At 39.2% G+C, this 14,757-nt stretch carries 12 protein-coding genes and 3 pseudogenes; 13 read left to right on the top strand and 2 right to left on the bottom strand.

The genetic code is table 11. The features are described 5' to 3' along the window. The 12 genes and pseudogenes from L5M18_RS21700 to L5M18_RS21645 form a co-directional block, all read left to right on the top strand. A pseudogene (locus L5M18_RS21700) lies at window positions 1-193 on the top strand (IS5/IS1182 family transposase); the annotation flags it as partial. A gap of 152 nt (window positions 194-345) precedes the next feature. Continuing rightward, window positions 346-1,512 (top strand): methyl-accepting chemotaxis protein, encoded by a 1,167-nt coding sequence (locus tag L5M18_RS21695; protein WP_317629907.1) that lies wholly within the window; start codon window positions 346-348, stop codon window positions 1,510-1,512. 36 nt (window positions 1,513-1,548) lie between these two features. Further along, a complete protein-coding gene (locus tag L5M18_RS21690; RefSeq protein WP_263198596.1) occupies window positions 1,549-1,917 on the top strand; it encodes a response regulator in 369 nt (122 codons plus the stop codon). Window positions 1,918-1,928: 11 nt separating this feature from the next. Beyond that, window positions 1,929-2,279 (top strand): STAS domain-containing protein, encoded by a 351-nt coding sequence (locus tag L5M18_RS21685; protein ID WP_263198595.1) that lies wholly within the window; start codon window positions 1,929-1,931, stop codon window positions 2,277-2,279. After that, window positions 2,279-4,495: a chemotaxis protein CheA gene (locus L5M18_RS21680; protein WP_263198594.1), complete on the top strand. Its 2,217-nt coding sequence runs from the start codon at window positions 2,279-2,281 to the stop codon at window positions 4,493-4,495. The genes L5M18_RS21685 and L5M18_RS21680 overlap by 1 nt, the downstream gene beginning before the upstream one ends. Window positions 4,496-4,545: 50 nt before the next feature. Beyond that, complete coding sequence (locus L5M18_RS21675) at window positions 4,546-6,495, top strand: methyl-accepting chemotaxis protein (RefSeq protein WP_263198593.1); 1,950 nt, start codon at window positions 4,546-4,548, stop codon at window positions 6,493-6,495. Window positions 6,496-6,501: 6 nt separating this feature from the next. Beyond that, window positions 6,502-7,092 (top strand): chemotaxis protein CheW, encoded by a 591-nt coding sequence (locus L5M18_RS21670; protein ID WP_263198592.1) that lies wholly within the window; start codon window positions 6,502-6,504, stop codon window positions 7,090-7,092. After that, window positions 7,085-7,927: a CheR family methyltransferase gene (locus tag L5M18_RS21665; RefSeq protein WP_263198591.1), complete on the top strand. Its 843-nt coding sequence runs from the start codon at window positions 7,085-7,087 to the stop codon at window positions 7,925-7,927. The genes L5M18_RS21670 and L5M18_RS21665 overlap by 8 nt, the downstream gene beginning before the upstream one ends. A gap of 84 nt (window positions 7,928-8,011) precedes the next feature. After that, entirely contained in the window at window positions 8,012-8,437 is a 426-nt protein-coding gene (locus L5M18_RS21660) for a chemotaxis protein CheD (protein ID WP_263198590.1), read from the top strand. Between the two features lie 23 nt (window positions 8,438-8,460). Continuing rightward, the gene (locus L5M18_RS21655; RefSeq protein WP_263198589.1) at window positions 8,461-9,558 is read left to right on the top strand and encodes a chemotaxis response regulator protein-glutamate methylesterase; all 1,098 of its coding nucleotides are present in this window, start codon (window positions 8,461-8,463) and stop codon (window positions 9,556-9,558) included. A 1-nt stretch (window position 9,559) separates the two neighbouring features. After that, window positions 9,560-12,640 carry an EAL domain-containing protein gene (locus L5M18_RS21650; RefSeq protein ID WP_263198588.1) on the top strand — a complete coding sequence of 1,027 codons (3,081 nt, stop codon included), beginning with the start codon at window positions 9,560-9,562 and terminating at the stop codon, window positions 12,638-12,640. A gap of 167 nt (window positions 12,641-12,807) precedes the next feature. Beyond that, window positions 12,808-13,920: a GGDEF domain-containing protein gene (locus L5M18_RS21645; RefSeq protein ID WP_263198587.1), complete on the top strand. Its 1,113-nt coding sequence runs from the start codon at window positions 12,808-12,810 to the stop codon at window positions 13,918-13,920. Between the two features lie 43 nt (window positions 13,921-13,963). On the opposite strand, the pseudogene L5M18_RS21640 reads toward L5M18_RS21645, so the two are convergent. Both L5M18_RS21640 and L5M18_RS21635 read right to left on the bottom strand, forming a co-directional pair. Continuing rightward, window positions 13,964-14,161: pseudogene (locus tag L5M18_RS21640) on the bottom strand (transposase domain-containing protein); the annotation flags it as partial. A gap of 47 nt (window positions 14,162-14,208) precedes the next feature. After that, a pseudogene (locus L5M18_RS21635) lies at window positions 14,209-14,505 on the bottom strand (IS66 family transposase); the annotation flags it as partial. A gap of 87 nt (window positions 14,506-14,592) precedes the next feature. Between L5M18_RS21635 and tnpA the strand changes: the two are divergent. After that, the coding region (tnpA, locus tag L5M18_RS21630) for an IS66 family insertion sequence element accessory protein TnpA (protein ID WP_411569122.1) at window positions 14,593-14,757 on the top strand (165 nt) is incomplete at its 3' end.

Here is a 14,757-nt window from a genome sequence, read left to right as displayed (position 1 = left end):
ACAATGGAAACAAGAGAATGACTATCACCAACGCTCCCTGTCAGAAACAGCTATGTATCGTTACAAGCAACTGATTAGCCCGAAATTGAGCCTGCGGGACTACAACGGCCAAGTCGGCGAGGCACTGGCTGGTGTGAAAGTGATGAACAAAGTCATAGGACTGGGTATGCCTATTCGCCAGAGGGTCAATTAATACCAGGAACCCTTTTAGGAAAAGGCATTCCTAAGATTGATTTAGGCAACAACGCCTATCGTATGTAGTAATTGTGTAGTAAATCTGAAGGTGGTGGATTTATCTAATTCTCAGAATAGGCATTTGAAGAAACACTAATTGAAAGGTGATATATGTTTTTGAAACAAGGATTCGCTATTTTCTCCCCTATTATTATAGTATCTGTTAGCATTTATTTTGAAGCTTTTACTCTAATTAGCATTGGCTTTGGATTAATTAGTGCAATTGTCAGTTTATTCCTATTATCACGTTACGATGCTTCAGGTAATATTACAGAGGTAAATATTGGTGATGAACAAAGTTCACAAATCCAGTCAGACTTGCAAGATGAGCAAGTCGCCTATCAAGCTCTTAAGCCGCTAATCGTCCAAGCACTCCCAATATGGCAACGCCATATCGATTCCGTTAACGACCAATTAACTATCGCCATATCTGATTTGTCGATGCTTTTTGGTCAATTGGTTGAACGCTTATCGCACACAGGGTCCATGTCATCAATAGACCAAAGTGGTGATGATCAATTTGTTGTCAAGGTGATTAATGATAGTCGCAATAGCCTAAATAATGCGGTCAATGTACTCAGACATACACAACAAAATAGACATCACATGCTGGATGAAATGAAGCATTTAGGAGCTTACACGACAGAACTTAGTGATATGGCTGCTGATGTTGTTGCTATTGCTAATCGGACTAATCTACTCGCATTGAATGCTGCCATAGAAGCTGCTCGAGCTGGTGAGGCAGGTAGAGGTTTTTCTGTTGTTGCAGATGAGGTCAGAAGTCTCTCTATGAGATCGCGAGAAACTGCAACGAATATGACCGAGAAAGTACAGTCAGTAAATCAGGCAATATCTCGAACTTTTAGTATTGCAGAACAAGCAATGACTGAAGAAGATGAACAGATCACTGCAACGGAATCTTGTATTGATACAGTTGTCGCGCAGTTTGAGCAAATTCTAAATCAGTTAGACTTGCAATCTAACATGTTGCGAGATGATGCTCATGCGGTAAAAGACGCCATCTCAGACGTTATTGTCGATCTACAGTTCCAAGATCGAGTTAGTCAAATGTTAGCTCAAATAAGCATAAACTTTAACGATTTAAGGAAAGAAATAGATTGCCTCAATATCGATACTTCACCCCATGGAGGTGGGATAGATGCAGAAGCTTGGCTCGATAAAATGAAGCAAGGCTACACAATGATAGAGCAACATTGGATTCACAGTGGAGAGACGGTTAAAAACAAGGCAGTTGTTGAAGATATTACCTTCTTCTAATTAAGAATGAATAATAGGTAATTTAAGGATGTTTAAATGAGTAAAACGATACTAGTAGTAGATGATTCAGCCTCAATTCGTCAAGTGGTTAGCATGACCTTAAAAGGGGCTGGATATACAATCATAGAAGCTAACGATGGTAAGGATGCATTGAATAAGCTAGTGGGTAATAAAGTTCACTTAATAATTAGTGATGTGAATATGCCAAATATGGATGGTTTATCACTGCTTAAAGAACTAAAAGGTCGTCCTGATACCAAATTTACACCAGTCATAATGCTCACTACTGAATCTGAAGCATCAAAAAAAGAACAAGGGAGAGCGGCAGGAGCTAAAGCTTGGGTGGTTAAACCGTTTGTTCCTCAGCAAATGCTGGCCGCGGTAAAGAAATTAATCATGCCCTAGGATAAATTATTATGTATAGAGTCGAACAATCCGAGAATTGCAACATAGTGTTTCTCGCTGGGGAGTTAACTATTTATCAGGCTGAGGCATCTTTTAATGAATTAGTTAACTGGTTAAATCAAGATATACCGTTGATCATTGATCTAGAGGGAGTTACAGATATTGACAGCTCTGGAATTCAAATACTCCTGATGGTCAACAAAGAACGAAGCACTCGCGGCTTTGCATTTAGTTTGGTTAATCATAGCAAAATAGTTGTAAATGTATTTGAAAGAGTAGGGTTGCTAGCTTTATTTAATGATCCTGTATTACTGGTAGGAAGTGATGAGATTGCTTCAGTTAAAGAAAAAGGAGGTTGCTGATGGAACTTGATGCTGTGCTACAAACCTATTTTGCTGAATGTCAGGAACTTTTGGAAGATATGGAACAGCATCTTTTGCGGTTAGAAAATATCAATGATGATGATCTATCCGAAAGTTTGAATGCCATTTTTAGAGCCGCACACACAATTAAAGGGTCTGCTGGGATATTTAATTTTGAAGACATAGTCGACTTTACTCATGTCGTCGAAAATATGTTAGATCAACTTAGAAGTTATCAACGCAAAATTGATGAAGATTTAATTTCACTACTATTTCGATGCAAAGACCATATTCAAACTTTAGTTGATAACGCTGAGGCTTCTGCAGAGCCAACCGATGAAATGCGGCATTTGAGTCATTCGTTAATCAAAGAGTTAGCTCATAGCATGCACCAAAGTGAACCGCAAGATGTAAGTGTTGGTAGCAATGATGTTAAGGATAATAGTCAGCTTTCAACGGTGTCTTTGGATAAAAATGTTTTAGAACGTACATTAGTCGACGAAGTGGAAAATGATTTTTGGCATATTTCATTGATGTTTGGTGAAAATGCTTTCAGGGATGGCATGGACCCATTATCTTTCCTCGCATATTTAGGAACGTTAGGTAAGGTTATTAGTGTCGATACATTACCTGATAGGCTCCCTATCATCCAAGAATTTAATCCAGAAACTTGTTATTTAGGTTTTCAAATTCAATTTCAATCTGACATTAGCAAACAAGAGATAGAAGATGTATTTGAATTTATACGTGATGAAAGTGAAATTCATATTATCCCTCCCCATTCAGCTTTAGCTGCATATATAGAGTTAATTACTGGCTTACCCGAAGTAGAGATCAAGCTTGGTGAAATACTTGTTAGTTGCGGTGCACTAACCAAAGCTGAGCTTGAGCGAGCTTTAGATAGCCAGAGAGCAAAACAAGATCAAGATAGCCCTCAACCTATAGGTAAAATTCTAACCGAAGCTGATGATACCTTGCAACCTGTGCTAAAAGCAGCTGTAGAGAAGCAATCACAGATACGCGATACCATCGCTCGAGAGCAAAAAAGCTTACGAGTTGATTCGGAAAAACTCGATGATTTGATCAACTTAGTAGGGGAGTTAGTGACGTCGGGAGCGGGGACAGCAATGCAAGCAAACTTGCTTGGCGACAGCAATATGATTGAGTCTGTGTCCATTTTGACTAGCCTACTAGATGAAGTAAGGGATGCTGCGTTAAAACTGCGAATGGTACCCATTGGAGCAACGTTCACGCGTTTTCAGCGAGTGATACGTGATATGGCGAAGGATTTAGATAAGGAAATTCGCTTAGTGATACAAGGGGCTGATACTGAACTTGATAAATCCGTTGTTGAGAAAATTGGTGATCCTTTAATGCATCTTGTAAGAAATGCAATAGATCACGGCATAGAGCCTCCCTTACTTAGGCTGGATTCTGGAAAAAGTAACATTGGAACAATCACTCTGAATGCATTCCATGACTCTGGTAATATTGTTATTGATATCATCGATGATGGTAAGGGCCTTGATGTCAATGTTATTAAGGCAAAAGCCATTGAGAAAGGATTATTAGTCGATAGCGATAATCTTAATGAAGAAGAGTTATTTAATCTAATTTTTGAACCTGGTTTTTCTACTGCAGCGCAAGTCTCTAATCTATCTGGTCGTGGTGTTGGTATGGACGTTGTGAAGCGAAACATCACAGAACTTCGCGGACGAGTCGAAGTAAAGAGTGTTCTTCAAAAGGGAACCACAATTAGAATAATTTTACCGCTTACACTAGCAATCATAGATGGATTTACCGTCGGCGTTAAAGACGATGTGTTTGTACTGCCTTTAGATAGAATACATGAATGTGTTGAATTAGATGTACCTGAAAATTCAAATACCCAAAGCCCTCTGTATCTTAATCTTCGTGGTCAAGTGTTGCCTTTGGTTTACCTCCGAGATCTTTTCGATATCGATGGTTTGCCTCCTAGAAGACAGAATGTTGTGGTAGTACAAGCCCATGGCCTAATGGCAGGTTTAGTTGTCGATAGATTACTAGGTGAATTTCAGGCGGTGATTAAGCCACTTGGACCTTTATTTTCTAGAGTGAACAGTATTAGTGGCTCCACCATTCTTGGCACCGGGGAGGTAGCATTAATATTGGATATTCAGGGAATGATGGATTTAGTAGTTCATCAAAAAAATGAATACCAGAAGTTAAATGATTAATAAACAGCGTTCATGATAATAGCTACAAATCAATTTGAGGTAACAACATTATGTTTAAAAATATAACACTCGGTAGAAAACTGGGTTTGGGCTTCGGCATTGTATTGTTATTGCTGTTTGCTAACTCAGGTATATCGTTTAATGGACTGTATACTGCCGACGATGGGTTTATGGAATACCGATCGTATGCGCGAAATACTAACGAAGCCGGGCGTATTCAAGCAAATCTATTATCCGTGAGGTTGGGTGTAATTAGTTATTTTTCGAAATCAAATGAAGCTAATCTGAAAATTAAACAAGAAGGTTGGAAAGCATTATCGGAACTGATTCCAGAAGCTAAAAACTTAGTTATAGATACTAGTCAATTAAAAGTATACGACCAAATAGAGCAGAAACTTGAAGTATATGACTCCATATTTAAAGATATGGCTGAAAAAATATCAATACGTGATGATCTAGTGCTTAACAAGCTTGATGTACTTGGTCCATTAATGGAGAAAAAGCTTACCCAAATTTTGACCTCCGCTAAGCAAGATCAAGATATGGATGCTGCCTATAACGCTACTATAGCACTTCGTCATCTATTGTTGGCTCGAGTGTATGTTGTCAAGTTTTTAGAAAGTAATGAGCTTAGTAACGTACAAAGAGTCAAAAAAGAATATGGCGAATTTGTCAATGGATTAGCAATATTAGATCGAGACCTTCAAAATGTTGAACGTAGAAGCCTATTAACCGAAATCGTGACAGCGCAGGAAGACTATTTACAAATATTTGACGAGATGGTCAGCGCAGTACTCGAACGAAACCGCCTTTATGATGAACTCGGTAAGATAGGACCTGATATAGCCAACTTAATCGAGGATCTCAAGCTTTCTATTAAGGCACAGCAAGACAAACTTGGCCCTCAGTTACAAGCCTCAAATGATCGTTCCTTAATGCTGATTTTATCAGTAAGTATCATAGCAATAATATTAGGTGCGTTCATCGCTTGGTTTATCACTCGCGCGGTACTGCGTCAAATTGGTGGTGAACCAGATTATGCTGCAGAAATGGTACGTAAGATTTCTGAAGGTGATTTGACGGTAAAACTAGAAACAAGCTCTACAGACAGCAATAGCCTGATTGCAAACATTCAAAATATGGTCAACAGATTGTCACAAATTGTTGGTGATGTTAACAGTGCTAGTGACGCACTGGCTTCTGCTTCTGAAGAGGTGTCAGCCACTTCGCAAACTTTAAGCCAAGGCGCGAGTGAACAAGCTGCTAGTGTTGAAGAAACTAGCTCATCTGTTGAACAGATGTCCGCATCTATTGCCCAGAATACTGAAAATGCAAAAGTAACGGATGACATGGCAGGAAAAGCTGCAAGAGAGGCTAAACAAGGCGGCGAAGCCGTCACTAAAACGGTAGAAGCAATGAAATCTATCGCTGAAAAAATCAGCATTATTGATGATATTGCCTATCAAACAAATCTGCTCGCGTTAAATGCGGCTATCGAAGCTGCGAGGGCAGGAGAACATGGAAAAGGATTTGCGGTAGTTGCCGCAGAGGTTCGTAAGCTCGCGGAACGAAGCCAAGTTGCTTCACAAGAAATTGGTGAAGTAGCTAAAAGTAGTGTGAGTCTCTCTGAGCAAGCAGGAAAATTGCTTGAAGAGATTGTACCGTCAATTCAAAAAACGTCAGATTTGGTTCAAGAAATTAGTGCGGCCTCAATGGAGCAAGCTTCAGGTGCGACACAGATAAATCAAGCAATGGAACAGCTTAACAGTATTACACAGCAAAGCGCTTCAGCGTCTGAAGAGTTGGCTTCTACTGCGGAAGAGATGAGTAGTCAAGCACAGCAATTACAACAATTAATGACGTTCTTTAAAACAACTCAAAATGGCGGTATGCAACGTCCTATGACATCAAAGACCAGAAAGAGTGTGTCGCTGGGAAAGGGATATGAGCAGGTTAAAAGTATCGCTGATGATGACGAAGCTGAATATGTTCGATTTTAGGAGGCTATGATGAAAGAACATCAATCTGGTAATGCTCTCCCTATCGCTGAATATACACAGTCCGCGACGGTAGCTCCTTCGGTTGAACAGTTTGAAGAGTGCCAGTATCTGACATTTATTTTAAACAAAGAAATGTATGCCTTTGGTATTTTGAAAGTCAAAGAGATCCTTGAATACGGCAAGGTCACAGCGGTGCCTATGATGCCGAATTTTATCCAAGGAGTAATTAACTTGCGGGGAGAAGTCGTCCCAGTCATTAATCTGGCTAGGCGCTTTCATTTACCCTCAGCTGAAGTGACAAAGCGAACATGTGTTGTGATTGTTGAAGTTGTGAGTAAAGACAAAACACAGGTGCTAGGGGTAATGGTTGATAGTGTCTCCGAAGTATTAGAGATACATCCTCAAGATATACGTTCTGCTCCGGGATTCGGTGCGAGGATTAGTACTGATTTCATATTATGTATGGGTAAATTACAAGACAACTTTGTGATTATTCTTGCTGAAGATAAGGTGCTATCCGTCGATGAGCTGGCGCTGGTAGAACAGGTCCGTGATATTGGCATGTCAGATACTATTACAGATACAAAAGATGATTAATGACTCGCAAGGTGTTGCTGTTACGGGAATTGCACTAACTGATAAGGAGTTCAGTTTGTTCAGTTCCTGGATGTATAAGACTGCGGGAATTCATCTTGCTGCCAGCAAACGTGCTTTGGTTGCTGGCAGGCTAGCTAGTCGTTTGAGAGAGCTAAAGTTAGGAAGTTTTAAACAATATTTTGATCTTATCTCAGAAGCGGATAATTCATCATCGCTCGTTGAACGCCAGCGAGCAATCGATTTACTTACTACTAATGAGACCTTTTTTTTCCGGGAACCGGCCCATTTTGAGTTTATAAAAGAGTTCGTTTTACCAAGGAAAAGGGGACAAACTTTACGTTGTTGGAGTGCGGCATCTTCTACAGGTGAGGAGGCCTATACGTTAGCAATGGTATTAGCTAGATTTCATAGTGGAGATTGGCAAATAACAGGAACAGATATTTGCAGTCGGGTTGTCACACAAGCACAATTAGGAGTGTATTCAATGCTGCGAAGTGATCATATCCCTACCGATTTCCTGCATGAGTACTGCCGCAAGGGAGTCGGCAGTAAATCTAATAGCCTAAAAGTTTGCCCCGAATTACGTAAGAAGATTACTTTCCATCAAGAAAACTTACTTAACTCCCAATCGCGCTTAGGGATGTTTGATGTGATTTTGCTGCGAAATGTGTTGATCTATTTCGACTTAAAGTCGAAGCAGCAAGTCATTGGTAATATTATCAATCAAATGAAACCCGATAGTGTATTGATGGTGGGTCATGCAGAAAGTCTGAATGGGGTAACTGAGCAGTTACAGTTAGTCCGTCCATCTATATACACTTTAAGGGGAGAGTAATTGAGATTTTTACAGAAAAGATCATCATCGAAATTACAGCACCTTAAGCCTGGGGAGCTATTTTATGGCAATGGAGATCTTGTTGTGCATACATTGTTAGGCTCTTGCGTCGCGGTGACTATCTGGCATCCTCAGCTAAAATGGGGAGGAATGTGTCATTACCTGCTACCTGATAGAGCGCAATATCATAAAAGTACACATCATCCTGAAGGGCATTATGGCTCGGACGCAATTAATTATTTTGTTCAACAAATGGGTGTCAGAGGCATGAAGCCTCAATCGTTTGAAGTCAAACTCTTTGGTGGCGGTAATATCCTACAAGGGGGAAACCAACTAGATCATGCTTTGAATGTTGCCAGTGTTAATGTAGAGCATGGGCGTAAATTATTATATCAAGCGGGTTTTAATCTCAAGGTGGAAGATGTCGGCGGAGCTCGTTACCGTAACGTATATTTTGAACTCGATAGCGGTGATGTTTGGGTTCAGTATGGTCAACATACTAAATCCTAAGTGAGTGGAGGCTTAAGACTAATATGAGAACAACGCAATTATCTTCCCGTACTAGTGGGGGGGCTATTAAGGTGTTGATTGTTGATGATTCAGCGGTTGTGCGCCAAGTACTTACTGAGGTGTTGAATGCCGATCCTGCTATTAGTGTTGTTTCTGCAGCTTCAGATCCCCTTTTTGCTATGAAGCGAATGGAACAAGAATGGCCAGATGTGATCATATTAGATTTAGAAATGCCGCGGATGGATGGCATTACGTTTCTTAAAAAAATTATGCTTGAGCACCCTACCCCTGTTGTGATTTGTTCGACCCTAACAGAAAAAGGAGCTGAAACGACATTTCAAGCGTTACAAGCTGGCGCGGTTAGCATTATTACTAAACCTAAAGTAGGCCTTAAAGATTTTCTTCTCGATAGTTGTAACGATGTTGTTAGCGCAGTTAAGGCCGCTGCAACAGCAAAAATATCTAATATTAAATCGTCACGCATCAATACCCCAAAAATTAAACCCTCACTTAAGCAAAATACAAGTGCCTTGAGTCGCACGACTCAACAGGTAGTCGCAATTGGCACTTCCACTGGTGGCACACAAGCGTTGGAAACCATTTTGTCCTCATTACCAGCGGTGACGCCTGGTATTGTAATTGTTCAACATATGCCAGAAAAATTTACCGAGATGTTTGCTCAACGACTTAACTCGTTATGTGATATCGAAGTCAGGGAGGCGGTTAATCAAGACCGTGTGCTACCTGGTTTAGCTCTAATTGCACCTGGAGGGCGGCATATGCAGGTCAAGCGTAGTGGTGCTCATTATCTTGTTGAGATTTCTAATGGTCCCGCAGTTAATCGACACAAACCTTCTGTTGACGTGCTATTTCGCTCTGTAGCAGCTCAGGCAGGTTCAAATGCAGCTGGTTTTATACTTACAGGAATGGGTGATGATGGCGCTAGAGGCTTAAGGGCTATGCGACAAGCTGGTGCTTACACTGTTGCTCAGGACGAAGCTAGTTGTATTGTATTCGGAATGCCAAAGGAAGCAATAGCATTGGATGCTGCTCAGGTAATTTTACCACTTAACAAAATAGCCAATGAAATAATGAGTTGCGTAACTGCGGAGCACCTTTAATATGCTTAGTCAAATATTAATATTAGAGAAAAACGTTGATCTAAGGGGGCTATTAGATAGACGTTCTACTTGGCTTATCTTTTATTTACTGATGGCACTAATATTTGAATCATTCCTATATTCATCCGAAAGTAATGTTCTGTTTTATCCAGGTAGTGGTATCGTTTTAGCTGCCTTGCTTATTATGCCAAAGCGTTTTTTATACGATTTCTGGTTGTTATTTGGGCTATATGCAATCGATTTTTTTATTAAAATTGTTATTCAGCAATATCAGGTTGTTATGGCAACAGGGTTAACTTTTGCTTTTTTATTGCAATCGTGGATTGGTGCGTATCTTTTATATAAATACTCACCGAATTCCATAATCCCAAAAACCTATAAAGGTGTAATAGGTTTTATATCATTTGGATGTCTACTACCTACCTTTTTTGTTAATAATATTTCAGCATTTTTATATTGGTTACAGGGCAGTAGTTATGTTGAACAGTGGTTACTCTGGAGTTCACACCGAGCATTATCGATAGTATTGATAGCCCCTTTTCTATTATTTATCTCAGACCTTATAAAGTCTGATAAGCGTCCTATAAACATTCGGTACAATTGGTTAGCCTGGTTTTTGGTTTGTATTGTTACAATGGCTATATTCATATTTGTTAACCCGAATAATAATGAATTGACAATTTATAGCTTTTTATTGATGCCTATATTTTCATTCTGTGCAGTACGTTATAGTTTGGCTTTTAATTCATTTGTCTCTTTGTCAGTCGGACTAATTATATTGTGGTGTTATAATTGGGTTGTTAATCACAACTTAACAGATAGCTGGGGAGAGCATTTCACTTTGTCCCTATTTGTTTTTGTAAACCAATGTATGTTGTTGCTAGTATCAACGGTTATATCAGAAAGAGAGCAAGCACTTATTCGTGCCAAAAAAATGAGCCAGATGTACGAGATGATTAGCAATGTAAATCAGATGCTTGTTGGAATGAAGTTGAGTGAAACGGAAATATTAAAAAAACTGTGTAGTATAATTACTAAAAAAAGTGAAGTTTCTCAAGCATGCATATCTCTAGTCGGTGACATAAGGCACATTAAATTATCAGAATGTACTAATTGTAACGTTAAAAATATCAAATATGATAATTGCTCTAGATCACTCTGCATTGTTTCAAATAAAACAGCATGTTATGTTGTGGATAATGTTGATAATATCAGCCAGAAGATGAATAAGTGTATATGTCTTACGCTGGAGCATGATTTCAAGTCAGCAGAAAGCTATCATATTTATAAAGATGGAAAGCATTTTGCTGTACTATCATTATTCTTCAGTGAATATCATTTGTTTGATGATGAAATGAATCAGTTGTTTAAAGGTATGGCTAATGATATCAGTTTTGCGTTAGATGTTCTTGCCGGAAGAATGCGGCTTCAAGTTATTTCAGAAGCATTTGAGCACTCGAAAGAAGCTATCATTATCACCAATAAGGATAGTGAAATAATTAATGTTAACCCGTCATTCACTGCTGTCACTGGCTATTCAGTTGAGGATGTGATGGGGAAAAACCCCAGACTGCTTAAGTCTGGAAAAGAAAGTAAAAATTTCTACGTAGAGATGTGGCGCTCTATAATTAACAAAGGATATTGGACTGGGGAGTTCCGTAACCGGAAAAAGGGTGGTGAATTATATACTCAACGAGGTACTATCTCATCGGTTAAGGATGATAATGGCAAAGTTAAACATATCATTGGCATTATGGAAGATGTGACGGAACAAAAAAAATATGAGCAACAGATATTGCGTTTGGCAAATTTCGATATTTTAACGGGATTGCCTAATCGGAAAATGTTGCAAAATCAGTTTAAATTGAAAGTAGATAACACTCAGAAAAATAATAAATTAGCAGTGCTATTTATTGATTTGGATGAGTTTAAACATATCAATGATGCTTACGGACATCAATTTGGTGATCTACTACTCGTTGCAGTAACTGAGCGTATGCGTAGCTGTGTAAGCAACAAAAGTATATTGTCACGGTTTGGCGGTGATGAATTTATAATACTGTACGAAGGTGACCTTAATTCGATAGATAACTTTGCTAATAAATTAATAGGTATAGTTAGCAAGCCTTATTATATTTCCGAACAAAAAGTGAGTATTAGTTGCAGCATAGGTATCGGAGTAGCTCCAGTAGACAGTAGCTCTTTAGATGAGCTCATTGGCTTTGCTGATGCTGCAATGTATAAAGCTAAATCGATTGGGCGATCTACTTATTCATTTTATTCTCCTTATATGAAAACTCGAGCTATTGAAAAAGTCGAGCTTAAACATGAATTAGAAGATGCTGTTAAAGATAACCAGTTTGTATTGTTTTACCAGCCGAAAGTAAATGTTAATACTGGTGAGATTATAGGATTCGAAGCGTTAGTTCGGTGGCAACATCCTACAAGGGGTTTACTAGCACCAGGACATTTCATTTCAATGGCGGAAGAATCAGGTCAGATCGTTGCAATTGACTATTGGGTTCTTGAGGCAGTAATCATACAAATTAGTAAATGGCGAAAATCAAACTTTGTTCTTTTTCCGATAGCGCTTAATTTATCGCTATCCATATTTACGGATTTAAAATTTATTGACTTTTTAAAGTCTCTTTTGGCTAAACATCAAGTCCCGGCTAATTTAATTGATTTAGAATTAACTGAAAGAGTAGCCATGGTTGATTTTGATTATACAAAGCGTACATTAAATTCACTTAAAAACTTAGGTGTCAACATTTCTATTGATGATTTCGGTACGGGGTATTCAAGTTTGGCCTATTTACGTGATTTCCCAATAGACACGCTGAAAATTGATCGTGCATTCATTGTTGACGTACATTTAGATAAAAAAAATCAAGGTATAGTATCTGCTATGTTGGCGATTGCTGGCACAATGGGGATGAATGTGATTGCTGAGGGAGTTGAAAGTAATGAAGAGCTTTCTTATTTAAAAAAGTGTCAATGCGATTATTATCAAGGTTACTTATACAGCAAGCCAGTTTCGGTATCGCAAATGCAGGCTAGATTTTTGGAAAAGGTCGGGTGATATGTTAATTAACGCAATTTCCTCTTGTTATTTTTAGCTGTAATCTAAGTAGGTTTTTTAATATTTGTGGTTTTTAAATTGATATATCTACATTGAACTGGTAGTGAAAGATATAAGTATATGCTTGTAGTGCTTTTATAATGATAAATCTGTCGAGGCTTTAAATTGTGAATACTTTCCGTTGGGGTGAAAATTTTATTACTGGACTATCAGAGGTCGATCGGCAACATTATCGTCTCGTAGAAATTATTAATAACCTTGGTAAATTACAATCAGAAAATTTAATGGATATAGGTTATGTCGATATTATATATAATCAATTAGTTGATTACGCGATGCTTCATTTTCAGGAAGAAGAAGAGTTGATGAAAAACGTGAAGTTAGATTCTCGCCATGTAGAGCATCACATTGATATGCATAACGGTTTTTTGAATGATATTTCATTAATGTATTCTTATATTTCTAAAGAAAATATTGAACAGATCAAGAATATGCTTAAATTTCTTATAAATTGGCTAGCCTATCATATTCTAGGACAAGATAAAGATATGGCAAAGCAGATACAAGCGATACAGGCAGGTTTATCCCCAGTTGAAGCGTATGAAAAATTAGAACAGCAAAGAGATAGTTCTACCGCACCGCTTCTAGAAGCATTAAGTGGATTACTTGAACAAGTATCAACGCAAAACAGAGCACTAAAAGAGCTAAATGAATCGCTGGAACAGAAAGTTCTTTTGCGGACAAAGGAGTTGCATATGGCCAACAAGCATCTAGAAGAATTATCTTTTACCGATGGGTTAACCGGATTACCCAATCGTCGTCATGCCATGTGTTATCTTTCTGAAATTTGGGATAATTCAACGCGCGCTGAATATCCTCTTGTTTGTATGATGGTTGATGCTGATGGTTTCAAAGAAGTAAATGATATTTATGGACACGATATTGGTGATAAGGTGTTAATCGAGCTCGCAAATACCCTCCGAAATGCTTTTAGAAATGATGACGTTGTATGTCGTCTTGGTGGTGATGAGTTTTTTATTATTCTGCCTAAAACAAGCATAGCCGGCGGAATGCATATTGCGGAGTTGGCTCGTAAAGCGGTTACACGACTTAAGGTTTCGACCGGTGGAAACCCTTGGCGTGGTAGTATTAGCATAGGAGTTGCCTGCAAACGTCCAGATATGAAATGCTATGAGGAGCTAATAAAAGAGGCTGATAGAAGCTTGTATTTTGCCAAAGATGTTGGAAAGAATTGCGTAAGAACAGTCGATAACCCTTAAGGGGATCTAGTCATTCATAAAGTATCCGTCCGGTGATCTGCACCTAGCCTAGTTTTGCATTCCAAGGTAACAAATGATCCAGGCTTTCTGGCTTGAGTGACAGCTGCTCTAGGCAGTACATGAGATAGTCAAAAGGCATCAGCCCATTAGCCTTGGCAGTTTCTATCATGCTGTACAGTATGGCACTGGCTTTTGCTCCATTGGCCGTGTTGGCAAATAGCCAATTTTTACGGCCAATGACGGTAAACGTAACAGCAACCACACCTTTTCGCGTGGTCGCTGGTTGATTTAGAACGGCAGTAACTTCCTGAGTTTCTCTTCTGTGTCAGCTAGTGGCAATTCGGTAAACAGTCTGGTCAGGTATTCGGACGGCTCCAGACCGTTGATTTTGGCGGTTTCGACCAAACCGTAAAGTGTTGCACTGGCATTAGCTCCTGATGTGGTATTGGCAAACAACCAGGCTTTTCGGCCGATGACGAAGGGCTTAATCGCACGCTCGGCGCGGTTGTTGTCGATATTCAACCTGCCATCTTCCAAATAACGTATCAGCTTCGGCCATTGATTCAGGCTGTAGGTGATGGCTTTGCTGTAAGCGTAACGCCAACCACACATTCCAATCCTAACTGATCAACTTTACCCTGTCTGCCATTATCAACTGCCAGGGTAATCATCATGCACCGTACCAAAGAACAATGGCTGGCCTTGTTTGCCGAGCAAGCCCAAAGTGGTCTCACCCAAACTGAATTTGCAAAACGTCAGGGCATCATTCCTACATATTTTAGTTATCGCAAGCGTCAGTTGTTGGCGTTTCAGGATGATGACGGTGGCTTTGTTGAG

It is taken from the genome of Shewanella sp. SM20, from assembly GCF_025654545.1.
Classification (GTDB): Bacteria; Pseudomonadota; Gammaproteobacteria; order Enterobacterales; family Shewanellaceae; genus Shewanella; species Shewanella oncorhynchi.
This window is presented reverse-complemented; position numbering and strand designations above follow the sequence as displayed.